This window comes from Curtobacterium sp. MMLR14_010, assembly GCF_001865015.1.
Lineage (GTDB): Bacteria > Actinomycetota > Actinomycetes > Actinomycetales > Microbacteriaceae > Curtobacterium.
Genome location: NZ_MJGV01000037.1, coordinates 15,111 through 37,815 on the forward strand (window position 1 = coordinate 15,111; position 22,705 = coordinate 37,815).

Below are 22,705 nucleotides of genomic sequence, written 5' to 3' on the forward strand. Positions count from 1 at the left end.
CGCTCAGGGACGGGACTCAGGCGGTGCGGAACGACCCGGTCGCGGTGCGGAACGAGCCCGTGACGGTCCGGTTCGAGGCCGTGACGGTGCCCGGTCGGGTGGCCTGCACGTCGACGAAGCGGCCGAGACGCCCGGTCACCGGGACGCCCGTGTAGGTGCCGACGGTGTCGATCGAACGCGAGCCGGTGAAGGTGCCGCGCTCGTCGCGCTGCTCGGTGCCGGACACGTAGGCACCGCCGAACGGGGAGGTGTGCTGCGTCATGGGGTCTCCTCGGGGTGGTGCGACGGCGAGGAGCCGCCAGTTCGACGGCTCCGACGTCGTCGACTGGAACCACAATCCTACCGCGTTGTCTTGCATTGTTCAAGAAAACGCGCTTGATGGAGGATCAGGCCACGAGCTCGCAGAAGCTCCGGCCGGCAGCGGTCCAGCTCGACCGCGTGGTCAACCCGACGTCGGCCGCGTACCGCCGGAGGGCGTCGAGGCCGACCTCGGCCCACGGGAACTCGGCGCTGGCGTGACCGTCGGTGTCGACGACACGTGCCTGGTAGGTGCGGTCCGCCGTGCGGTCGGTGTGCGTCTCGACGACCACCCGGCCGCCGTCGCGGACGATGTCCCGACAGCGCTCGAGCAGGGCGGCGGGATCCCCACCGATGCCGATGTTGCCGTCGAGGACGAGGGCGGTGTCCCAGCGTCCTTCGTCGGGCACGGTGTCGAAGACGGAACCCTGGACGGCACGGCCGCCGGAGCGGGTCGCGATCGCCACGGCGTCGGCGGAGACGTCGACGCCGAGCGACGGGATCCCGAGCGCCGCCGCGGCGACGAGCATGCGCCCGGGGCCGCAGCCGATGTCGATCACGGGGCCGTCGACGTCGTCGAGCAGGGAGCGGTCGACCCGGTCGGCCGCGGCGTTCCAGCGGCCGACGTCCATGGTCACGTCGGCGTCCGGACGGCCGAGGTCGGTGAGCCGCAGGCGACCGTCGGTGCGGAGCGCGCGGGCGTAGGGCTCGTCGCCGCCGGTGCCGAAGGTGACCGCGGTCTGGGTGATGTCGCTCATCGGAGGGCTCCAGTCGTGACGGAGGCGTCCACCGGTTCGGCGTCCAGGGCCGTGGCGAACGCGGACGTGGGGGCGAGGCCGGCGACGCGCTGGGCGTCCGGGACCGTGTCCACGTCGAGCAGGGTGGTGAGGGTGCCGACGTCGAGACCGGCGTCGGTGAGGCGTGCGAGCTGGACGGCGCCGGTGTCGTCCTGGGACATCGGCACGCCCCGCAGGAGTGTGCCGTCGGGCCGTCCGAGGGACAGGGACCAGAAGCCGCCGTCCTCCGCCGGGCCGAACCAGGCGTCGCGCCCGGGTGCGTCGAGCACCGGGGCGAGGTCGTCCGCGGAGAGCTGCGGGGTGTCCATGCCGACGAGCAGGGTCGGGCCGGTCATCGTGTCGAAGAGGAACCCGAGGCGCTCGTCGAGTCCGCCGTCGGGCTGGGGGAGCACGTCAAAGCCCGCGGCGGCGTCGGGGACCACGGTGCCGTCGAAGAACAGCACGCGGCGCTCGACGGGCAGGGCGGCGATGGTCCTGAGCGTGTCGTCGAGGCTGGCGGCGGCGACCCGGGCGGCGGCCTCGGGCGAGAGCGCCGGGGTCAGCCGGGTCTTCACCTTGCCGGGCAGGCACTCCTTCGCGATGACGACGACGGTCAGCGGGACGGGGGTCGTGGCGGGCATCGACGCTGCGGCGGCGGCGGTCACGAGCGGACCTCCGCAGCCGGCGTGCGGTCGGTGCTGGGGGCCGTGGAGCCGGCCGACTGGCGGAGGCGGGCCGGCGTGACGGTGGTGGTCCGGGCCTCCTGGCGGTACTTCCGGAGCAGACGCGTCATGTCCTTCACCGCGTTGATGGTGCCGCGGAGCGTCCCGGTGACCTTGCTGTCCCCGACGCGCTGGGCGTAGCCGATGTCGGACTCGTCGACGAGCCAGCCCGCGGCGTGCGCGGCCAGGACCATCTCGAGCGGGTAGCCGCTGCGGCGGTCCTGCAGGTCGAGGGCGACGAGGTCCTCGCGGCGCATGACGCGCATCGGGCCGAGGTCGCGGAGGCGGTAACCGGTGGCGCGGCGCATCAGCACGGCGAGGACGCGGTTGGCGAAGCGGGCGTGCGGGGCCCACGCGCCACGGGTGGTCGGGACGCGGCGGCCGAGCGCCAGGTCGACGCGGCCGGAGGCGACGCGGTCGACGAGCGGCGGGAGTTCGGCGGGGTCCATGGACGCGTCGGCGTCGCAGAAGGCGACGAAGTCGGCGGTGGCGGCAGCGACCCCAGCGGCACAGGCCGAGCCGAAGCCGCGACGGGACTCGGTGACGACCGTCGCCCCCAGCGCACGAGCGATGTCGGCGGAACCATCGGTCGACCCGTTGTCGACGACGATCGCACGATATCCCTCGGGCAGGCGGCCGATGACCGACGGCAGCGCGTCGGCCTCGTCGAGACAGGGGAGGATGACGTCGACCTTCATGCCCACCATTCGGTGCGACGAGCTGTTTCGGTTGGTCGACGTTGCCATGCACACCAGGCAACCGGAGAGTGGCTGCGGATGTCCGGTGCGCCCCACCCCGTCTCCGGGGGACGCGCAAAGCGGCCGGGCTGGTGCGTGGTGGTGGTCGGGTGGTCGCGACGCCCCGCTCGGGTCAGGCGAGCGGTCGCGAACTGTCGCCCGGGCCGGGCCGGGCCGGGCCGGTTCGCCGAGCGGTCACGACACCCCGCTCAGGTTCACCGGGCGGTCACGAACTGTCGGTCGGGCGCCCGGCGACCGACGCTTCGTGACCGGTCGGCGCTCGGCAGACGGGGTGTCGTGACCACTCGGCCACACCGTGACCCCTCGGCCACACCCTGACCACTCGGCAGCGACGGACCCTGACCACTCAGCCGCACCGGACCGAGACCGGTTGCCGCGCCGGCCCCGGCGCCGGCCGCTCGGCAGCCCGCGGCCGCGCTCAGCCCACCGCCGCCCGCAGCGGAGCGTCCGCGAACTCGCGCATGCCCCGCTCGAAGTCGACCTCCGCGCGCCACCCGAGCTCGTCCGCGATCCGCGCCGACGACGCCGTGACGTGCCGGACGTCCCCGAGCCGGTACTCCCCGGTGACGACGGGCTCGAACCCGGCCGTCCCGGCGATCGCCGCGGCCATGTCACCGATCGTGTGGACCGTGCCCGAGCCGACGTTGTACGCCCGGAAGGAGTCCGCTGGCATGGTCTCGGTCGCACCGATCGAGGCGAGGTTCGCCCCAGCGACGTCGTCCACGTGCACGAAGTCACGCCGCTGGGCGCCGTCCTCGAAGACCCGGGGTGCCTCGCCGCGGGCGATCGCGCTGCGGAACAGCGAGGCGACGCCCGCGTAGGGCGTGTTCGCGGGCATGCCCGGTCCGTAGACGTTGTGGTACCGGAGCGCGATCGCCCGGCCGCCGGTGGCCCGGGCCCAGGACGAGGCCAGGTGCTCCTGCGCGACCTTCGTCTGCGCGTAGACGTTCCGCGGGTCGAGGGCGGCGGACTCGTCGATCAGCCCGGGGACGAGCGGCTGCCCGTCGGGACCGATCGGGTCGAAGCGCCCGGCGTCCAGGTCCTCGCGGCGACGGGCCGGCGGCCGCATCGGTGAACCGGTCGCCGTGGCGTAGGCGCCCTCGCCGTAGACGACCATCGAGCTCGCCACGACCAGTCGGAGGATGTGGAGCCGGTCCATCCCTGCTAGTACGCAGGCCGTGCCGGCGTCGTTGCTCGAGACGTAGTCGGGGGCGTCCTGGAAGTCGACGCCCAGGCCGACCTTCGCGGCCTGGTGGCAGACGACGTCGATGCCGTCGAGGGCGGCGTCGAGCGCCACCCGGTCGCGTACGTCGCCCTGGATGAACTCGACCCCGCGGGCCTGGTGGTCGGCCGCCACCGCGGCGACCCCACCGTCGACGCCACCGTGCACGTCGGAGCGGAGCGAGTCGAGGACGCGCACCTCGTGCCCGTCGGCCAGGGCGCGACGGACGATGGCGGAGCCGATGAAGCCCGCACCGCCGGTCACCAGCAGGCGGCTCACGCGCCGACCGCCATGACGCTCGCGCTGGCCGCCGCGGGGACGAGCTCGCGCGGTGTGTAGTCGTCGGGGACCGCGGCGACGATCGACCCGATCGCGCGGACGATGACCTCGTTCGCGCGGGCGAGGCGCTCCATCACCATCGCGTGGGAGACGGGTGCCTCCGCCGCGGCCTCGTCCTCCGTCGGCGCGAGCCCGGCGTCGGCATCGGTGACGAACGACAGGTTGACGGTGCCGATGCCGAGCTCCGCGGCGAGCGGGACCTCGGGCGTCATCGTCATGTTGATCGTGTGGCCGCCGGCCTCGCGCAGCCAGACCGACTCCGCGCGGGTCGAGAAGCGGGGGCCCTGGATCACGACGCACGTACCGGTCGGGCGGAACGGGACGTCGAGGCCCGCGACCGCCTCGACCGCGGCCCGGCGGAGCACCGGGTCGAAGGGGTCCGCGAAGGAGAGGTGCTGGACGGCGTCCTCGAAGAACGTGTCGGCGCGCCCCCAGGTGCGGTCGATGAGCTGGTCCGTCACGACGAAGGTGCCGGGTGCGTAGTCGGGGTGCAGGCCGCCGACGGCGCTCGACGACACGATCGCGCGGACGCCGAGGGACCGGAGCGCCCACAGGTTCGCGCGGTGGTTGATGCGGTGCGGTGCGACGGAGTGCTCCCGCCCGTGCCGGGTCAGGAAGGCGACGCGCTTCCCCGCCATCGTGCCGACCGTGATCGGGGACGAGGTCGCCCCGAACGGCGTCGGGACGTCGATCTCGTCTGCGGTGCCCGGTGCGAAGAGCTCGTAGAGGCCGGAGCCTCCGATCACACCGATGTTCGCGGTCACGTCGTTCTCCACAGGTCCTCCGGATCGTCAGGGGTGCGCCGAGCGCGCTGGTTACGCTACTGACAGGCGGCCGGGTGGGCCGCATCGAGTCCTTCGGAGGCAGCCGTGCGAACGATCGGTCAGCACCAGCGCGAGCTGGAAGCCCTCGTCGCACCCGCGCTGCTCACGTTGGCAGACGTGGTCGGGGACGACAGCCTGGAGGCCCTGCTCGTCGACGACCTCGCTGCCGACACCGGCGCCGGACACGGGTACCGCGTGCTCGGACGAGCCGTCGGCTCACCGATGCCGCTCCCACCGTTCGACAACAGCCAGATGGACGGCTTCGCGGTGCGGTCCGCGGACGCCGGCACGACGCTGCGCGTCGCCGAGCCGATCCCGGCCGGCGTCGTCCCCGCGCCGCTGACCCCCGGCACCGCGGCGCCGATCATGACCGGTGCGCGCATCCCCGACGGCGCGGACGCCGTGTTCCCGGTCGAGGCCACCGCGCCCGGGGTCTTCCCCGCGGCACTGTCCTTGACCACGGTGGAGGTGCCGACGGACCTGGCTCCCGGCACCTTCGTGCGCACCACCGGGTCCGACCTGGCACTCGGCGCACCGGTCGTCGCAGCAGGGGCGGCGCTGACACCGGCCGTGCTCGGTGCGCTGGCTGCTGCGGGCGTCACGCAGGTCGAGCTGGTCCGACGACCGCGGGTGCTCGTCGTGTCGACGGGCTCCGAGCTGTCCGGGTTCGCAGGTGCTGCCGGCGCCGGTGCCGCGATCAACGACGCGAACGGCATCGCGCTGCGGGCGGCGCTCGCCGAGGTCGGGGTCGAGTCGCGGATCGCGCGCGTGCCCGACGACGAACCGCGCTTCCTTGCCGCACTCGATGCCGCCGTGGGGGACTGGGCCGACCTCGTGCTCACGACCGGCGGGATCAGTGCCGGGGCCTACGAGGTCGTCCGTCAGGCACTCGAACCCCGCGGGCTCGCCGTCACGCCGGTCGCGATGCAGCCGGGTGGTCCGCAGGCATCCGGCACCGTGTCGATCGCGGGGCGTCCCGTGCCGGTCGTGTCCTTCCCGGGCAACCCGGTGTCGGCGCTGGTGTCGTTCGAGGTCTTCCTCCGCCCGCTGCTCGCCCGTGCCGCCCGGATGCCCGAGTCGCGCGTCACGCAGGTGCTACCCGCGGCGTCCGCTGCCGCGTCGCCCGAGGGCAAGCACCAGGTCCGTCGCGGTCGGGTGCAGGACGGCCACGTGCACTTCGTCGGTGGTCCGTCCTCGCACCTCCTCGCCCACTACGCCGACGCCACGCACCTGGTGCACGTACCCGTCGGCACCGCGGCCGTCGCGCCCGGTGACCCCCTGACCGTCTGGAGCCTCCGATGACCGACGACACCACCGCCTCCGATCCGGCGTCCGCGACTGCGTCCGCGTCCGCGTCCGCGTCCGACGACCTGTCCCACGTCCGTGCGGACGGCAGCGCGCACATGGTCGACGTCTCGGAGAAGGACGTCACCGACCGCTCCGCGACGGCCACCGCGACGCTCGTCACCCGTCCGGACGTCGTCGAGCGCATCCTCGACGGCTCCCTGCCCAAGGGCGAGGTCATCGGGACGGCCCGCATCGCCGCGATCATGGCGGTGAAGAAGACCTCCGACCTCATCCCGCTCTGCCACCCGCTGCCCATCGCTGGCGTCCAGGTCGAGATCACCGGCGCCGGCGACCGCGTGGTCGTGGAGGTCTCCGTCCGCACCACCTCCCGCACCGGCGTGGAGATGGAGGCCCTCACCGGCGCGAGCGTCGGCGCCCTCACGGTGTACGACATGGTCAAGGCCGTCGACCGCACGGCCACGATCACGGACGTCCGCGTGCTCGAGAAGCACGGCGGCCGGTCCGGGGACTGGAGCGCACGATGAACCTGCTCAGCCGAGGCCGAGCCGCGGTCGTCGTCGTGTCCACCCAGGCGGCCGCCGATCCCGCCCTCGACCGCACCGGGCCCGTGATCGCGGCCTGGCTCCGCGAGCACGACTTCGCGGTCCCCGAGCCGGTGATCGTCGCCGACGGCGGGCCCATCGCGGCGATGGTGACGAGCGAGCTCCTCGCCGAGGCCCGGGTGGTCATCACCACGGGCGGCACCGGCGTCACGCCGACCGACCGCACGCCCGAGGCAGTGGCGCCCCTGCTCGACCTGCAGCTGCCCGGCATCGTCGAGGAGATCCGACGCCGGGGTCTCGTTGGGGCCGGACCGACCGCACTGCTGAGCCGCGGCGTCGCCGGCATCGCCGGCAGAACGCTCGTCGTCACGCTGCCCGGGTCCCGCGGCGGGGTGTCCGACGGGCTCGACGTCCTCGACGGACTCCTCGACCACCTGCTCGCACAGCTGCACGGCGAGGGCCACGCTCCCCGGAGCACGTCGTGACCGCGCTCGACGGCACTGCCGACCAGAGCGCCGACCGCGTGGTCGTCGCCGAAGTCGTCGACCGGGTGATCACGGTGGACGAGGTCGCCGCAGTCGTCGCCACCGACCAGGACGGCGCCGTCGTGACCTTCGCGGGCGTGGTGCGCGACCACGACGGCGGCAAGGGCGTCACGGCGCTCGACTACGAACAGCACCCGAGCGCCGGCAGTGTCATCGCCGAGGTCGCCCGTACGATCACAGCCGACCACCCCGGGGTTCGCGTCGCCGTCCTGCACCGGGTGGGGGCGCTCGTCGTCGGGGACGTGGCACTCGCAGCGGCCGTGTCCTCGTCGCACCGGGCGGACGCGTTCACCGCCTGCGCCGCGCTCATCGACCTGGTGAAGGAGCGCACCCCGATCTGGAAGCACCAGCGGTTCGCCGACGGGACCGACGAATGGGTCGCGTCCCTGTGACCGGGGAACCGGGGACCACGACCGACGCCCCGACGGACACCGCGGACCGGGCGGGCACCGCGGACCGGGCGGGCACCGCGGACCGGGCGGACACCGCGGACTCGGCGGACACCGCGGACTCGGCGGACACCGCGGATCCGGCGGACACCGCGGACCCGACGGCAGCGGAACACCAGGCGCCTGGTGTCGTCGCCGCGTCGCTCCGGTGGGAGGCCGCCGCTGCCGTCGCCGACGAGGTCCTGGCCGTCCCGCCCGGCCCCGACGAGTCCCGCATGGCGAACGCTGCGTTCGTGGCGGCGACGGTCGTGGCCGTCGTGGCCGTCGCGATGCTCCTCGCGCCGGTGCCGTCCGGCTGGCGTGCCGCCGTGGCCGTCGCCGTCCTCGTGCTCGGCGCGGTGCTCGGGGGCGTCGGACTCCTCCGAGGGCGCGCTCGTCGGCGGATGCACCCAGCGGCACGCCTCCACGAGGACGCCATCATCGCCGCGCTCACGTCCCGGGAACGACAGGCCGTCCGTCGTGCGGTCAACGGTCGCTCGAACGCACCCGAGGACCGCGCATCGGTGGTCGACGCCGTCGCGCTCCGCCGTGCCGAGGCGGGCGGCACCGTGTACACCGCCGGTGCCGCCATCACGGGGACGAGCGGTGTGGTCCTGCAGCACGACTCCTCGCTCCTCTGGGCCGGGGCGGTCGTGGTCTGGTTCGCAGCACTCGTGACGACGTGGTGGCGGCGCCGCCTCGCAGACCGGTACCTCCGCCGCCGAGGGCTGCGATCCTGAGAACACCGCAGGGCTCGCCGCGGAGAACCGCACCCCACGAAGAGGTGCGTGGCGCAGTTCACCGCTGATCCATAGGATTCGACGTCATGAGCGTGCTGTTGTCCGGGGTCACCATCGTCCTGCTGGTGTTCGCACTGATCGACATCCTGACGAAGACGGACGACCAGATCCGCGGGCTGCCGAAGATCGCGTGGGTCATCCTCGTGATCCTGGTGCCCGTCGTCGGCAGTGTCGTGTGGTTCGCGATCGGGCACGACTGGGCTCCCGGTCCTCGCAACCACGGCCGCTACATCGAGCCGAACCGCCACGAGGACCAGCACCCCACCCTCGGCCACGCCCGAGCGGCGCACGGCGACCGGCGCGTGACCACGACGGAGCAGGAGCTCGCCGAACTCGACCGCGAGATCGAGTTCTGGGAGGCCAAGGCCCGGCTCAAGCGCGCCAAGGAAGCCGCTGGCGAGGGCGACAGCGCCTCGTCGATCTGACCCGCTGATGACCACCGAGACCACCTACGCGACCGACGTCGTCACCGACGAGCAGTGGGACGCGATCGACCGCCGCCTCGACGGGGGTCTGGTGGACGACCGCGCCCGTCGGGCTGCACGCCGTCGTCGCCTGCCCTGGATCCTGGGTGCCCTGGCGCTCGTCCTCGTCGGCGGGGTGGCCGCCGGGTGGTTCGCCGCTGACCTGGGCATAAGCTCGGGTCCGTCTGCCCGGGAGCCTGCTCCGGGTTCGTCGAGTGTGGTGGGCACGGTGGTCTACGCCGCACTGCTCGTGTTCGGCTACGGGATGCTCGTGTCAGGCCTGATCGTGATGGCTCGATCACGCGGCACGATCATGCCCCCTCCGGAGGCCATAGCCGGGATGCCGCGCAGCGAGCGCCTGTCCATCCGGCGGACCCTCGCGGGGCGCGAACGGGCGGACCCCTCCCGCCGCCGCTCACTCCGACGGCTGGCGACGCTCCGGCTCGACCAGGTCAGGTCGTCGGGCTGGACCTTCGGCGGGCTCCTCCTGGTCACGGTCGGTCAGGTCTGGAACGACTGGGGACGGTGGACGGGAACCCTCTTCCTCTGTGCCTTGGTGCTCTATGTCGTCGTCATCGTGGCGTTCTTCGTGCAACGCCGACGCTGGCGCGCCTTCCTCGCCGCGCACCCTGCTGACGGGGGCGAGCCGGCGTCGGGGAGCTGAGCCGAGCCTCCCGGCTGTCCGTCGGGACCACGTGCGGGTCGCACGGTGCGCGCGCAGCCGGCCGGTGCGAGCTTGGCCGCCCCGTGCGGCGGCATGACCTCGCACGGTGTGGGCACCCTCGCACCAACCGGAGCCCGCCCCGACCCCGCCTCCGCACCGCCTACCCTTGACGGGTGGCACATCTCCTCGGCGCCGAGAACCTGCATCTCGAGTTCCCCACCCGCACCGTCTTCGACAGCGTCACCATCGGCATCGACGAGGGTGACCGCATCGGCGTGGTCGGCCGGAACGGCGACGGCAAGTCGACGCTCCTGAGCCTGCTGTCCAAGCGCCTCGACCCGGACACCGGCCGTGTGACGCACCGCCGCGGGGTGACCGTGGGGTCGCTCGACCAGCGCGACGAGCTGCCCTCGGGCGAGACCGTCGGCAGCGTGGTCGTCGGTGACCGCGCGGAGCACGAGTGGGCGGGCGACCCGAAGATCCGCGACGTGATCGGCGGACTCGTGTCGGACATCCCGTGGGACGTGACCGTCGACGACCTGTCGGGTGGACAGCGTCGGCGGGTGGCGCTGGCACGGCTGCTGGTGGGCGACTGGGACGTGCTGTTCCTCGACGAACCGACCAACCACCTGGACGTCGAGGGCATCCAGTGGCTCGCGGAGCACATCAACCGGCGTTGGCCGGCGAACCAGGGCGGGCTCGTCGTCGTGACGCACGACCGGTGGTTCCTCGACGCGGTGTCGACCGACACGTGGGAGGTGCACGACGGCATCGTCGAGCCCTTCGAGGGCGGCTACGCGGCCTACATCCTGCAGCGCGTCGAGCGTGACCGGCAGGCCGCCTCGAGCGAGCAGCGTCGACAGAACCTGGCGCGCAAGGAACTCGCGTGGCTCCGTCGCGGTGCGCCGGCCCGCACGAGCAAGCCGAAGTTCCGCATCGACGCGGCGAACGCGCTGATCGACGACGTCCCGCCGATCCGCGACGGCGTGGCGCTGGCGAAGACCGCGACGGCGCGCCTCGGCAAGGACGTCGTCGACCTGCTCGACGTCGGCCTGACCTTCCCGGGTGCCGACGAGCCCACCATCCGCAGCATCGAGTGGCGCATCGCCCCGGGCGAGCGCACCGGCATCCTCGGGCCGAACGGCGCGGGCAAGTCGACGCTCCTCGCGCTCATCGCGGGCCGGCTCCAGCCGACCGCCGGCCGGGTGAAGACCGGCAAGACCGTGCAGGTGGCGGTGCTCGACCAGCAGCTCGCGGACCTGGCGCAGTTCGCGAACGACCGCGTCCGCGAGGTCGTCGCGCGCAAGAAGACCAGCTACGTCGCCGACGGCAAGGAGATGACGCCGTCGCAGCTCCTGGAGCGCCTGGGCTTCACGGCCGAGCAGCTCTCCACCCCGGTCAAGGACCTGTCCGGTGGGCAGAAGCGCCGCCTGCAGCTCATGCTCATCCTGCTCGACGAGCCGAACCTGCTCATCCTCGACGAGCCGACGAACGACCTCGACACGGACATGCTCGCCGCGATGGAGGACCTCCTCGACACCTGGCCGGGCACCCTGCTCGTCGTCTCGCACGACCGGTACCTGCTCGAGCGCGTCACCGACCAGCAGTACGCCGTGCTCGGCGGTCACCTCCGGCACCTGCCGGGCGGCGTCGACGAGTACATGCGGCTCCGCGCGGCCGGCACCGGTGGTGGGACCGCGTCTGCGGCTGCCGCCGCCACGGCCGGGAGGCCCGACACGGCCGGGTCGGGGTCCGGCACCACCGCCTCGGGGCCGGGTGCAGGGCACGGGGTCGCGTCCGGCGGGTCCGCTGCGGCTTCGTCCGGGTTGTCGGGGTCGGAGCGTCGGACGGTGGAGAAGGAGATGTCGGCGCTCGACCGCAGGATCGCCCGGTTGGGGGTTGACCGGCAGACCATGCTCGACCTCTTCGCGGCGCACGACCAGTCGGACTACGCGGGGCTGGGGGAGCTGCAGGCGAAGCTCGCTGCGCTGGAGGCCGAGATCGAGCAGCTCGAGGAACGCTGGCTCGAGATCGCGGAGCAGCTCGGGGTGTAGTCCCGGGGCGGCTGCGGCGGCGGCTGGGTGCCGGTGCCGGTGCCGGTGCCGGCTGCGCCGTGCCCGCTGCCCGTCGCGCCCCGTGCCCGCTGCCCGTCGCGCCCCGGCGTGGACGTCGCGCCCCGATGTGACGGGGCGCGATGTCCACGGCCGGGCGCGACGTGCTCAGTGGAGGGTCGGGGCGTCGCCGCCGCAGCGCCACAGGGAGGCGGCCAGCCGGTCGATCTCCTGACGCGCTTCGGCGTTGCCGGTGCCCTCGGCGAAGACCGTGAAGACGATGCGGTCACCGCCGACCTCGTCCGTCACCCCGGTCAGCCCGAACATGTCGTCGAGCGTCCCGGTCTTGCCGCGGACGCGCCCGCGGGCGTCGCTCGCGGGGCCGGTGAAGCGGCCGTGCTCCGCCAGCGTGCCGGTCTTCCCCGCGACCGCGAGTCCGGCGTCGACCGGGGCGAGGCCGTCCTGGTGCTGCACCACGACCCGCATCAGCTGCGTCAGGAACGCCGCCGGCACGCGGTTGTCCCCGCTGAGCCCGGAGCCGTCGACCAGGCGCAGGCCGCTCGTCGGGACGCCGGCGTGCCGGAGCGCCGTCGTGGTGCCGGCCTGGATGGCGTCGAACGAGCGACCGGTGCCCTCGGCGACGGCGACGTGCCGGGCGAGGACCTCGGCGAGCGTGTCGTCCGAGTGGGTGAGCAGCGTCCCGACCAGCTCCGACACCGTCGCCGACCGCACTGACCCGAGCGTCGTCGCGGCCTTCGGTACGGCGACGGAGGCGGTCTCGACCTGGACGTCCGGGCCGAGCAGGGCCGCGAAGGACGTTGCCGCGCGCGAGACGGCGGTGTCGCTGCGGAGCGAGTACGCCTCGGTCGGGTCGTCCCGGTCGCCGTCCACCATGAGCGCGGTGATGTTCGAGACGCTGCCGCTCGTGCGGGCGCTCTCCGTCCAGCTCGGGTGCCACGCGGGTCCGTCGAACAGGGCGGTGTCGACCTGCACGAGCCGGATCGGCCCGGGGTGTGCCGCGCGGACCTGGCGTGCGAGGTCGTCGAGGTGCGGGGCGCCCGGGTAGACGCCGTCCTGGCCGGAGGGCAGCCGGCTGAGCGTCGGGTCGCCCCCGCCCACCAGGACGACGGCGTCCGGGGCCGCTCCGCTGACCACCCTGGTGGTGAAGCGGTGGTCCGCGCCGAGGGCCGTCAGCGCTGCCGAGGCCGTGACGACCTTCATCGTGCTGCCGGTCTGCGTCGGCTCGTCCCCGCGGACGGCGATGACCGTCGCCCCGGTCCGGACCGATCGGGCATCGAGGTGCAGCTGACCGGAGGACCACCTGCCGGCGAGGTCGTCCGCGGTGCAGCGCTGTTCGGCCGCGGACGCTCGACCGGGTGCTGTGCCGATCGCGGTCACCGCCACGGTCAGGCCGCCGAGGACGAGGACGAGCACCGCGACGAGGGCGACGACGTACGGGTAGCGGCGGAGGAAGGAGCGGGGGGTGGTCACTCGTCCATCGTCCGGTCGGACGGACTCGCCCTGCATCGTCCGGCCGGGTGAAGCGAGGACTCCTCGGTCGTCCGATCGGACGAAGTCGGGTGGGGCGGTCTCAGTCGCCCAGGCCGAGGATCAACCGGCGGAGCAGCCCCGCGAGCTGGTCCTGCTCGCCCGCGGACACGACGGTCAGGATGTCCCGCTCGGCCTGCAGCAGGTCCGCGATCGCCGAGTCCACCGCGCTCCGCCCGGCATCGGTCAGCGACACGAGGATGCCGCGGCCGTCCCTCGGGTCCGTCCGGCGTGCCACGAGCCCGCGTGCCGTGAGCCGGTCCACCCGGTTCGTCATCGTGCCGCTCGACACCAGGGTCTGCTGCAGCAACGTCTTCGGGCTGAGCTCGAACGGGTCACCCGCGCGCCGCAGTGCCGACAGGACGTCGAACTCCCACGGCTCCGTGCCGCTCGCGTCGAACGCCGCCCGACGTGCCCGGTCGAGGTGTCGGGCGAGCCGGTCCACCCGGGAGAGCACCTGCAGCGGCGCGAAGTCGAGGTCGTCCCGCTGCCGTCCCCAGGCCGCGACGATCCGATCGACTTCGTCCTGGTCCGGCATCCGTCCATCATGGCCGGTCGGGCTGCGCACGGCCACTGCGGCGCACGGACGACCCAGGCACGGTCACCGCCCGACCCATGGGAAGATGGACGAGCGCCTCCGTGCGCGTTCCGCCTTGGTGTAATGGCAGCACGACGGCCTTTGGTGCCGTTAGGTCTGGGTTCGAGTCCTGGAGGCGGAGCTCGCGGCCTCGTGCATGACGGCCCTCGTCTGGCCCTTGATCGGAGAACCGCACGTGCCCGAACCGCGAGACCTTGTCTTCCTCGACTGCGACACCGGCATCGATGACGCGCTCGCGATCGCGTACCTCGCCCGGAGCCCCTCGCTGCAGCTCGTCGGGGTCGGTACCGTGTCGGGCAACATCGACGCCGCCACCGCTGCGCGGAACACCCTCGACCTGCTCGACGTCCTCGGGCTCGGAGACGTCCCCGTGGCGATCGGCGAGCACGACTTCACGACGCGCGCCTACAGCGGTGGGGCTCCGCACGTGCATGGCGACAACGGCATCGGTGGTGTGGTGCTGCCGCCGAGTCTGCGTGCAACGCACGAGCAGGACGCGGCACACCTGCTGGTGACGCTTGCTCGGCAGCATCCCGGTCAGATCCGGGTCCTCGCGATCGGGCCGCTGACGAACCTGGCTCGTGCGCTCGAGATCGAGCCCGACCTGCCCCGTCTCGTGCGGGACGTCATCGTCATGGGTGGTGCGTTCCTGGTGCCCGGGAACGTCACGCCCCTGGCCGAGGCGAACATCCACAACGACCCCGAGGCAGCCGACGCCGTCTTCGCAGCAGACTGGGCGGTCACGCTCGTCCCGCTCGACGTGACGACCGGCCACCGTTTCTTGCAGGAGCACCTGGACGAGCTGCTCCTCGCACCAGCGCCGTACGCGAGCATCGGCAAGATGCTCGACACCTACTTCGACTTCTACGCGACGGTCTACGGCTCCCGGGTGGCGATCCTGCACGACCCGCTCGCAGCCGCGGTGTTGTCTGGCGAGTCCCAGGTCACGAACACGCTGGACGTCCCGGTCCTGGTGACTGGTGGGCACGGCCCCGATCGCGGCCGGACGCGCGCCGACCTCCGAACCGACGGCTCGGCGACGCGCAGGCCCGTGCGGGTGGTGCTGACCGTGAGGGAGCTGTTCGCACCCGTGTTGCTCGAGCGGCTCGTCGGTACCGGGCGCGCCGACTGAAGTTCGCTCCCTGCTCGGCCTGGCAGGCTGATCGCGTGCACATCACCCTGGACTCCACGACCGCGACGGACGTCGTCACCGGCATCCGCTTCCCCGAGGGCAACCGCTGGCACGACGGCCGGCTCTGGTACTCGGACATGCACACGGGCGAGGTCTTCTCGCTCGACCCGACCACCGACGAAGGACCACGCCTGGAGGCCACGGTCGACGGCCAGTCGTCGGGCCTCGGCTGGCTGCAGGACGGCCGCCTGATCGTCAGCGCGATGGAGGCCCGGACGCTCGTCGCGGTGCAGCCCGACGGATTGCAGAGCGTGTTCGCAGACCTGTCCCCGATCGAGTCGTCGCTCATCAACGACCTCGTCGTCGATGCAGCCACCGGCCGGACCTACGTCGGCGCGTTCGGGTACGACCTGTACGCCGGCGAGGAGCTCCGCCCCGGTCCGCTGTACGTCGTCGAGCCCGACGGCTCCGTCCGCCTGGCTGCCGACGAGCTGGTCTTCCCGAACAGCGCGAACGTCCTGCCGGGCACCCGCACGCTGGTCGTCAGCGAGACCTGGGGCGGCCGCCTGACGGCGTTCGACATCGAGGCCGACGGGTCCCTGACCGGCCGCCGCGAGTGGGCGGCACTCCCGCAGGGGATCACGCCGGACGGCAGCACCGTCGACGCCGAGGGCGCCATCTGGGTGTGCTCCGTCGACACCGGGGAGTTCCTGCGCGTGGTCGAGGGCGGCGAGGTCACCGACCGCATCGACGCACCGGGACGCTGCGCGGTCGACTGCGCGCTCGGTGGTCCGGACGGGCGCACGCTCTACCTGGCCACCGCCGACAGCTACGACCCGGCCACCACCGCGCAGACGCGCGACGGACGCATCAGCGCGGTCCGGGTGACGGTTCCGGGTCCCTGACCGGTCCTCGACCGGTCCTCGGACGGGAGGCTCGTGGCGGCGCCGCCACGAGCCTCCCGTCCGGTGGACGGCCGGCTGGTCACCGCTCACTCAGCGCCAGCGGGATCGGCGCACCTTCCCCGTGTCATCGCGCAGCGGTTCGCGGACGATGACCCATTCGCGGGGCCGCCGCTCGGGGTCCAGACGCTCGGCGGCCCACTGGGCGAGATCCGTCTCGTCGAGGTCGTGCTCCCCGATGTCGACGACCGCGCGGACCCGCTCGCCGAGGTTGTCGTCCGGCACCCCGACGACGACGCACGAGCGGACGGCGGGGTGGGTCTCGAGGACGGACTCGACCCCGGCCGGCCAGACGTCGACGCCGCCGGAGACGATCCGGTCGTCGGCGCGGTCGGCCAGGAACAGCCACCCGTCCTCGTCGAGGTGGCCCATGTCCCCGAGCCCGTGCCACGTGTCGGCGTCGGGCTCCGGTCGGCCGAGGTACCGGTAGGTGGCAGGACCCGGTCGGGTGAACTCGATGCGTCCGATCTCGCCCGGTCGGGCGGTCGTGCCGTCCGGTCGGAGGATGCGGACGGACGAGCCTCCGGCCGCTCGCCCGACGGAGCCCGGCCGCTCCACCCACTCCCGCCCGGTGATCATCGTCAGCCCGTTCGACTCGGTGCCGGAGTACACCTCCACGACACGGTCGGGGCCGAGCCAGTCGATCCAGGCGCGCTTCACGTGTGGCGGGCAGACGGCGCCGATGTGCAGGACGGACTCGAGCGCGGACACGTCGGCGCCCGCCAGACGCTCCCGACCGAGCGCCGTGATCCGCGACATCATCGTCGGCACGACCATGGCCCACGTGACCCGGTGCCGTTCAACGGCCGCCAGCCAGGCCGCGGCGTCGAAACGGGGGAGCAGGACCAGTTCGTGCCCGGTCATCAGGCCGCGCATCGCGTAGACGAAGGGCGCCGCGTGGTGCAGCGGACCGGCGACGAGCTGCGTCGCGTGCCCGGGGACGAACGCGGCGACCCGTCCGTCCCGGTCGACGTGCGCCGAGGCCGCGGCGACGACGACCTTCGGGGCACCGGTGCTCCCGCTCGAGGTCGGTGCCTTCCAGGAGCGGGCGGCGGCATCCGGGAGCACGGCGACGTCCCCGGCGCCGACACCGCAGCCTGTGAGGGGCATCGACCGGTGCCGCGCCATCGGCTGATCGGTCAGGACGAGCGCCGGTCGGACGAGATCGAGGACGGCGTCGCGGTCGTGCGGCGGCAGCCGCGGCGACAGCGGTTGCGGGGTCGCACCGGCCTTCCAGACCGCGACGGTGGCGACCACGGTGTCCACGGTGTTGGACCCGATGACCGTGACGAACGCGTCGGGGGTGACCCCGGCCTCCAGGAGGAGCCAGGCGAGCCGGTTGGACCGTTCCTCGAGCGCCCGACGGTCCAACCGGGTGGTGCCGTCGTCGACGGCGAGCCGGTCCGGGTCCTCGTCCGCGAGCACGGTGAAGGCCCGCGAGATCGAGACGCGCATCAGGCCGGGACCGCGCCGGACCGGATCCGACCGATCGGTGCACCGCCGGAGCGGTCGAGGAGCTGGTCGTACAGCGCGACGTGCGCCGCGGCGGCGGCGGTCCACGAGTACCCCGTCGCGAGCGCGCGTCCGGGCAGCGGGTCGGCGGGGTCGCGCAGCGCGGACTCGAGTGCGTCGGCGATGCCGTCGACGTCCCCGGCGAAGGCGACGGTGTCGCCGAACACCTCGCGGAGGACGGGGAGGTCGCGCGCGACCACCGGGACGCCGGCAGCGAGCGCCTCCATGGCCGCCAGGCCGAATCCCTCCTTGGTGGAGACGAAGGAGAAGGCGGCGGCTCCGGCGACCAGGGCCGGGAGGCTCGGGTCGTCGACGACGCCGAGTTCCGTCACCGGGATCCCGCGTTCGCGCACCAGGGCGTCGAACTCGGCGCGGTAGGGCCGGTAGTCGAACAGCGTCTCGCCGCCGGCGAGGACGAGCGTGACGTCGTCGTGCCCGCGGGTCCGGAGCAGGTCGTACGCGCGGAGCAGGTCGATGGTGCCCTTGCGCGGTTCGATGCCGCCCACGGCCAGGACGTACCGGCCGAGCCGATCGGCCCACGCTGCCCGGGCGGCGACGGCCGGTGCGCCGTCGCCGGCGGCATCGGTGAACCGGGCGGCGTCGACGCCGTTCGGGATGACGGTGGCCGACCGGTCGTAGGAGGTGAGAACCTCGGCGGCGACCGATCGGGACACGCAGACCAGGGCGGCCGGTTCCAGGACGGCCCGGTCGTGGCAGGCGACGAGCTGCGCGGTGGTGAACGTGTCGAGGTGGTGGACGGTGCGGACGGCGCCCTCACAGGCGTTCGACGAGATGCAGTCCTGCGCGTGGACGACGTCGAAGCCGGACAGGTCGAGGCCGGCACGGAGCGCCTCGATCGAACGGACGATCCGTTCGCCGACGGTCTCGTCGGGGGATGCGTCGGGGAACGGGACGACCTGCATGGTCACCCTCGGGTCGACGGTACGGAAGAACACCTCGTCCCCGCCGCGGCCGAGCGTGCCGACGGTCACGTCATGGCCGGCCGCGGCGAGTGCCTCGGCGAGGGCGAGCGTGTGGACCACCCCGCCCCGGGGCTTCGTCGAGTAGGTGAGCAGGGCGATGCGCATCGGGTGGCGCGCTGTCAGCCGGCGAGGGCGGCGCTCGCGGTGGTCCCCGCGGCGGGGCCGAGTCCGGTGACCGAGCCGGAGATCGCGACGGTCTCCTCGCCGTCGGGCCAGCGCAGTCGGACGCCGGGGGTGGCGGTCAGTTCGCCGCACTCGGCGGTGACGGCGGCGGCGGAGCGCATCCGCCCGGCGCCGGGGTCGTCGGCCGTGAGCATGGCGAACCCGGGGAAGCAGCCGAGCCAGTCGGCGGTGGCGGCGAGCCGCGGGGTCGGGACGTCGGCCACGTCGAGGACCGCGCCGCACCCGGAGGCCTCGGCGAGCATGCCGGCGGTACCGACGATGCCGGCCATGCTGACGTCCTTCGCTGCGGCTGGTCGTGCTCGGGCGACCGTGTCGGCGAGGTCGCGGAGCGCTGCTCGGTCGCGTCCCTCGGTGCTGTTCCACTGCGCACCGCGGTGCCCGGTGCGCCATCCTCCGGTCAGGTCGGCCGTGAGGGTCAGGCGCTGGCCGGTCCGCCCGCCGCCGCCCGGCACCGGGTCGGTGGTGCGACCGAGCGCGGTGACCGACAGCGCTGCGGGGACGCCGAGCTGCGTGTGGCCGCCGATGATCGGCACGCCCCAGGCGTCGGCTGCGCGGCGGAGCCCGCGGACGACCCGGGCGACGAAGGAGGCGTCGCGGCCGGCGACGGCGTCGAGGAGCGCGGTGGGGGTGGCACCCATGGCGGAGAGGTCGTTGACGTTGACGAGGACGCCGCACCACCCGGCCCACTCGGGGTCGCGCTCGACCATGCTCGGCAGGATCGCGTCGCAGGCCGCCACGACGTCGGTGCCGCTGACGGGGGCGCCGTCGTCGCCGACCCAGCCCTGGCCGCCGGGCCGGTCGTCGCCGAAGAGCCCGGCGAGGTGCGCCTTGGTCGTGTCGACGAGCCGCTGGTAGCGGTCGATCGGCCAGCGCATCCGCAGGTGCGGCACCCCACCGATGACGTCGGTGCCGGTGACCTGCCAGCCGATCCGTCGGAACAGGACGGCCGCGTGCTCCTGCACGACGGCGTCGAAGCGGAGGACCCCGCGCTGTTCCGCGAGGGCGCAGGCCGCTCGGACCAGGGCGGGGCCGATCCCGGAGGCGTTGCGGGCCGTCGGTGCGACGACGAGGCGGCTGCCCGTCCACCACCCGGTGTCCCGGATGGTGGCGGGGGCGATGCGGACGCCGCCGAGGACCGTCCCGCTGCCGTCGGTGGCCCGCGCGACGAGCACCACCGTGCGGTGGTCGTCGTCGAGGTCGTCGTGGTCGCTGCCGGCGAAGAGCCCCTGCTCGCCGACGAAGGCGTCGCGCCGCAGCCGGCGGTGCTCGGCGACCTCGTCGGCGTCCGCGATGCCGACGACCCAGGCCGGGTCGGTGGTCGGACCGGGACGGACCGGTGCCGGGCCCGTCAGGGCGGGGACGTCGAAGACCGCCACGTCAGGCTCCCGTCGTGCTGAGGACCGAGCAGGCGCCGCAGGCGGCACAGCCGGCGGCCTGGTCGGTGCCGCGCATCCCGGCTGCGAGGAGGAGGTCGGAGACCCGACCGGTGACGTCGTGCATGACGTCGCGCGGCGGGGTGGTCGCACCGTCGACGTCGACCGCCAGGGTCCCGCGGATCGGACGGAACGGCACGATGAACGGGTAGACGCCCATGTCGATGAGCTCGGCGGCGGACGCGACGAGCTCGTCTGGGTCCTCGCCCATGCCGACGATGAGGTAGGTCGAGACCTGGTTCCAGCCGAACACCCGGACCGCCTCACGCCAGGCGGCGCGGTACTCGTCGAGCGGGACCCTGGCCTTGCCGGGCGTCCATCGGCGCCGGACGTCGTCGTCCATCGACTCGACGTGGATGCCGATGCTGCGCGCTCCCGCTTCGTACAGGTCGGTGATCGTCGACAGGTCGGCCGGCGGCTCGCACTGCACCTGGATGCCGAGCTCGGGGACGCGGTCCTTGATCGCGCGGACACAGCGGGCGAGGTGCGTGGCGCCGCGGTCGCGTCCCTTCGACGTGCCGGTCGTCATCACCATCTGCGTGACGCCGTCCAGCCGGACTGCTGCCTCGGCGACCTCGGCCAGCATCGCGGGCGTCTTGACCGCGATCGTGCTGCCCGCGCGCAGGGACTCCTCGATCGAGCAGAAGCGGCAGCGCTCCGCCTCGTCGTACCGCATGCAGGTCTGCACGACGGTCGTCGCGAGGACCGAAGCGCCGTGTAGCCGGGCGATCTGCTCGTACGGGGTGCCGTCGGCCGTCAGCAGGTCGTAGAAGCGCGGGCGAGAGACCGGCTCGACGGAGAGGCCGAGGTCGGCGCCCTCGAGCATGAGCTTGCCGTCGGCGACCGTGTACGGGCTCGTCGCGTTGACGGGCAGTGCGGCCTGCAGGCCCTCGAACAGGACGTGGCCGTCGTCCGAGGGTCCGGCGCCGCCCTCGCGGTGCACGGGGGCGGCGAGACGGACCCCGAGCAGCGAGAGGGCGACGCGGTGACCGACTGCCCCGTTGTTCGTGATCGTCACGGTCAGACCATGTACGTGCTGTTGATGATCGCGCCCTTGCGGGCGTAGTGGATGACGGCGTCCTGGACGTCGAGCGGGTGGCACGGCGTCACGCCCGCGATGAGGTCCTCTTCGCGGTTGCCGTGCAGCGCCAGCCCGAACCGGCAGCAGAACACGGTGCCGCCCTCGGCGATGAAGGTCTCGAGAGCGTTGTTGATGTTGTTCTCGCCCGGGAACCCGTCGGACCCCGTGGTCGGGAAGCCGCGGTTCGCGATGCAGTTCATCGCACCGGGGCCGTAGAAGTAGAGGACGCTCGTGAAGCCCTTGCGGAGGGCCCGCGTGGCCTGCAGCACGGCGACGAACGACACGGAGGACTCGTGCGCGATGCCGTGGACGAGCTGGAAGTAGTACTGGTCCGGCGTCGCTGTGTAGTCGGGGAACACCTTGGTCGAGCCGTAGATGGTGCTGCCCTTCGGCAGGGACGGGTGCGCGATCTCGTTGCGGGACTTCTCCGCGTTCTCCGCGACGATCGTGTCGTAGTCCGGCGTCTCGGCGGTCGTTGCATCGGTCATCGGGTGCTCCCAGGGCTCAGCGTCGGATGTGCCGCCAGGCGGTTGCTCCTGGCGGTGGTCCAAGTCTGTGTCGGGGCCCGTTTCGGACTGGTTTCACCTGGAACAACGATGCGTTTCGTCGATGACGTTCTGGTTTCCCGACGCCGAGCGACGCCTGGCCCGTGGCCGCCGCCGGCCGTCAGCTCAGGCGGTACGCCCCGACGACCCGCTGCGCCGCGTGGTCGAGCGACCGCCTGGCGCGCGTGATCGTGGCCTCGACGTCGACCTCGGCGACCGCCATCCCGCCCTTCGCCCACGTCTTCGCGACGATCTCGCCACCGGGGTCCACGATCTTCGCCTGCCCGAGGAACCGGAGGTCGCCGAGCACGCCCGTCTGGTTCGAGGAGACGACGAAGACCTGGTTCTCCGCGGCACGAGCGCAGTCGTAGAGGTCGAACAGGTGCGCCTGCCGGTCCGTCCGGATGCGGTCCGAGCGGTCGGTGACGCTGGCCGGCCAGGCGCTGAGACACGCGATGACCGCGGCGCCGTCGAGCGCCAGGGTCCTGGCGGACTCCGGGAACGTCTTGTCGAAGTCGATGAGCATCCCGATGCGGCCGACGGGGGTGTCGAAGGCCCGGAAGGAGTCGCCCGCGAGGTACGCCTCGGACTCGCCGAGGGGGAGGTGCACCTTGCGGTGGGTGCCGAGGACCCCGTCGCCGGTGACGCAGACCGCGGTGTTGTAGCGGACAGGCGCCCCGTCGACGACGCCGCGCTCGGAGATCCCGAACGCGACGGTCATGTCCCCGGCCATCGCGGCGACCGCGCGGACCTCGGGACCGTCGAGGTCGATCGCCTCGGGGATGCCGTCGGCCGCGGACGCCGGGTGGTGCAGGTCGAGCAGGTAGCCGCCGATGGTGGCGTCGGGCAGCACCAGGAGGTCGACGCCGCGCTCGCGGCCCTGCTCGATGATCCCGGGGAGCTTCGCGAGCGTGCGGCTGACGTCCCGCCCGAAGTGCGCGGCCACGGCTGCCATCGTCACGGTGGTCACGGCCCCAGCGTAGGCCGT

24 protein-coding genes and 1 tRNA gene are annotated in these 22,705 nt (G+C 73.3%); 11 read left to right on the forward strand and 14 right to left on the reverse strand.

Going from position 1 to position 22,705, the window contains the following annotated elements; all coding sequences use genetic code 11:
• Positions 1–16: 16 nt before the first annotated feature.
• The 6 genes from BIU98_RS08285 to BIU98_RS08310 all read right to left on the reverse strand — a co-directional run bounded on the left by BIU98_RS08285 (position 17) and on the right by BIU98_RS08310 (position 4,878).
• Entirely contained in the window at positions 17–262 is a 246-nt protein-coding gene (locus BIU98_RS08285) for a hypothetical protein (RefSeq protein WP_071274665.1), read from the reverse strand.
• A 124-nt stretch (positions 263–386) separates the two neighbouring features.
• Positions 387–1,055 (reverse strand): bifunctional 2-polyprenyl-6-hydroxyphenol methylase/3-demethylubiquinol 3-O-methyltransferase UbiG, encoded by a 669-nt coding sequence (locus BIU98_RS08290; protein ID WP_071274668.1) that lies wholly within the window; start codon positions 1,053–1,055, stop codon positions 387–389.
• Entirely contained in the window at positions 1,052–1,738 is a 687-nt protein-coding gene (locus BIU98_RS08295; protein WP_254787828.1) for a DUF2064 domain-containing protein, read from the reverse strand. Before BIU98_RS08295 ends, BIU98_RS08290 begins: the two co-directional genes overlap by 4 nt.
• On the reverse strand, positions 1,735–2,493 hold the full coding sequence (locus BIU98_RS08300) for a glycosyltransferase family 2 protein (RefSeq protein WP_368073041.1): 759 nt from the start codon (positions 2,491–2,493) through the stop codon (positions 1,735–1,737). The genes BIU98_RS08295 and BIU98_RS08300 overlap by 4 nt, the downstream gene beginning before the upstream one ends.
• A gap of 478 nt (positions 2,494–2,971) precedes the next feature.
• Positions 2,972–4,054 carry an NAD(P)-dependent oxidoreductase gene (locus tag BIU98_RS08305; protein WP_071274674.1) on the reverse strand — a complete coding sequence of 361 codons (1,083 nt, stop codon included), beginning with the start codon at positions 4,052–4,054 and terminating at the stop codon, positions 2,972–2,974.
• A complete protein-coding gene (locus tag BIU98_RS08310; protein WP_254787829.1) occupies positions 4,051–4,878 on the reverse strand; it encodes an MTAP family purine nucleoside phosphorylase in 828 nt (275 codons plus the stop codon). Before BIU98_RS08310 ends, BIU98_RS08305 begins: the two co-directional genes overlap by 4 nt.
• Before the next feature lie 105 nt (positions 4,879–4,983).
• Here BIU98_RS08310 and glp point away from each other — a divergent pair, with 105 nt between their 5' ends.
• The 8 genes from glp (at position 4,984) to BIU98_RS08350 (ending at position 11,743) form a co-directional block, all read left to right on the forward strand.
• Positions 4,984–6,240, forward strand: a complete 1,257-nt coding sequence (gene glp / locus BIU98_RS08315) for a gephyrin-like molybdotransferase Glp (RefSeq protein ID WP_071274680.1) — start codon at positions 4,984–4,986, stop codon at positions 6,238–6,240.
• Positions 6,237–6,770 carry a cyclic pyranopterin monophosphate synthase MoaC gene (moaC, locus tag BIU98_RS08320; protein WP_071274683.1) on the forward strand — a complete coding sequence of 178 codons (534 nt, stop codon included), beginning with the start codon at positions 6,237–6,239 and terminating at the stop codon, positions 6,768–6,770. Before glp ends, moaC begins: the two co-directional genes overlap by 4 nt.
• Positions 6,767–7,273, forward strand: a complete 507-nt coding sequence (locus BIU98_RS08325) for a molybdenum cofactor biosynthesis protein B (protein WP_071274686.1) — start codon at positions 6,767–6,769, stop codon at positions 7,271–7,273. The genes moaC and BIU98_RS08325 overlap by 4 nt, the downstream gene beginning before the upstream one ends.
• Positions 7,270–7,725, forward strand: coding sequence for a molybdenum cofactor biosynthesis protein MoaE (locus BIU98_RS08330; RefSeq protein WP_071274689.1), 456 nt, complete (start codon positions 7,270–7,272; stop codon positions 7,723–7,725). Before BIU98_RS08325 ends, BIU98_RS08330 begins: the two co-directional genes overlap by 4 nt.
• Positions 7,722–8,501, forward strand: a complete 780-nt coding sequence (locus BIU98_RS19370; RefSeq protein WP_071274692.1) for a hypothetical protein — start codon at positions 7,722–7,724, stop codon at positions 8,499–8,501. Before BIU98_RS08330 ends, BIU98_RS19370 begins: the two co-directional genes overlap by 4 nt.
• Positions 8,502–8,587: 86 nt before the next feature.
• Complete coding sequence (locus tag BIU98_RS08340; RefSeq protein WP_071274695.1) at positions 8,588–8,986, forward strand: PLDc N-terminal domain-containing protein; 399 nt, start codon at positions 8,588–8,590, stop codon at positions 8,984–8,986.
• A 7-nt stretch (positions 8,987–8,993) separates the two neighbouring features.
• Positions 8,994–9,689: a hypothetical protein gene (locus tag BIU98_RS08345; RefSeq protein WP_071274698.1), complete on the forward strand. Its 696-nt coding sequence runs from the start codon at positions 8,994–8,996 to the stop codon at positions 9,687–9,689.
• Between the two features lie 173 nt (positions 9,690–9,862).
• Positions 9,863–11,743: an ABC-F family ATP-binding cassette domain-containing protein gene (locus BIU98_RS08350; protein WP_071274701.1), complete on the forward strand. Its 1,881-nt coding sequence runs from the start codon at positions 9,863–9,865 to the stop codon at positions 11,741–11,743.
• A gap of 165 nt (positions 11,744–11,908) precedes the next feature.
• Here the strand turns inward: BIU98_RS08350 and BIU98_RS08355 are convergent, their stop codons facing one another.
• Together BIU98_RS08355 and BIU98_RS08360 are read right to left on the reverse strand one after the other, a co-directional pair.
• Positions 11,909–13,231 carry a D-alanyl-D-alanine carboxypeptidase/D-alanyl-D-alanine-endopeptidase gene (locus tag BIU98_RS08355; protein WP_254787830.1) on the reverse strand — a complete coding sequence of 441 codons (1,323 nt, stop codon included), beginning with the start codon at positions 13,229–13,231 and terminating at the stop codon, positions 11,909–11,911.
• Positions 13,232–13,331: 100 nt separating this feature from the next.
• The gene (locus tag BIU98_RS08360) at positions 13,332–13,826 is read right to left on the reverse strand and encodes a MarR family winged helix-turn-helix transcriptional regulator (protein WP_071274707.1); all 495 of its coding nucleotides are present in this window, start codon (positions 13,824–13,826) and stop codon (positions 13,332–13,334) included.
• Positions 13,827–13,935: 109 nt separating this feature from the next.
• On the opposite strand from BIU98_RS08360, the gene BIU98_RS08365 reads away from it, so the two are divergent.
• The 3 genes from BIU98_RS08365 (at position 13,936) to BIU98_RS08375 (ending at position 15,923) form a co-directional block, all read left to right on the forward strand.
• Positions 13,936–14,007: transfer RNA gene (locus tag BIU98_RS08365), tRNA-Gln, on the forward strand.
• 54 nt (positions 14,008–14,061) lie between these two features.
• The gene (locus tag BIU98_RS08370) at positions 14,062–15,018 is read left to right on the forward strand and encodes a nucleoside hydrolase (protein ID WP_071274758.1); all 957 of its coding nucleotides are present in this window, start codon (positions 14,062–14,064) and stop codon (positions 15,016–15,018) included.
• Between the two features lie 35 nt (positions 15,019–15,053).
• Entirely contained in the window at positions 15,054–15,923 is an 870-nt protein-coding gene (locus BIU98_RS08375; RefSeq protein WP_175481320.1) for an SMP-30/gluconolactonase/LRE family protein, read from the forward strand.
• A gap of 90 nt (positions 15,924–16,013) precedes the next feature.
• On the opposite strand, the gene BIU98_RS08380 is transcribed toward BIU98_RS08375, so the two are convergent.
• The 6 genes from BIU98_RS08380 to BIU98_RS08405 form a co-directional block, all read right to left on the reverse strand.
• On the reverse strand, positions 16,014–17,435 hold the full coding sequence (locus tag BIU98_RS08380) for an AMP-binding protein (RefSeq protein WP_071274710.1): 1,422 nt from the start codon (positions 17,433–17,435) through the stop codon (positions 16,014–16,016).
• A complete protein-coding gene (locus BIU98_RS08385) occupies positions 17,435–18,580 on the reverse strand; it encodes an MSMEG_0565 family glycosyltransferase (protein WP_071274713.1) in 1,146 nt (381 codons plus the stop codon). The genes BIU98_RS08380 and BIU98_RS08385 overlap by 1 nt, the downstream gene beginning before the upstream one ends.
• Positions 18,581–18,594: 14 nt before the next feature.
• On the reverse strand, positions 18,595–20,034 hold the full coding sequence (locus tag BIU98_RS08390) for an MSMEG_0567/sll0787 family protein (protein WP_083393109.1): 1,440 nt from the start codon (positions 20,032–20,034) through the stop codon (positions 18,595–18,597).
• Position 20,035: 1 nt separating this feature from the next.
• The gene (locus BIU98_RS08395) at positions 20,036–21,109 is read right to left on the reverse strand and encodes an MSMEG_0568 family radical SAM protein (RefSeq protein WP_254787831.1); all 1,074 of its coding nucleotides are present in this window, start codon (positions 21,107–21,109) and stop codon (positions 20,036–20,038) included.
• A gap of 2 nt (positions 21,110–21,111) precedes the next feature.
• Positions 21,112–21,660, reverse strand: a complete 549-nt coding sequence (locus BIU98_RS08400; protein WP_071274716.1) for an MSMEG_0572/Sll0783 family nitrogen starvation response protein — start codon at positions 21,658–21,660, stop codon at positions 21,112–21,114.
• Positions 21,661–21,838: 178 nt separating this feature from the next.
• Complete coding sequence (locus BIU98_RS08405; protein ID WP_071274719.1) at positions 21,839–22,687, reverse strand: carbon-nitrogen hydrolase family protein; 849 nt, start codon at positions 22,685–22,687, stop codon at positions 21,839–21,841.
• Positions 22,688–22,705: the final 18 nt, after the last annotated feature.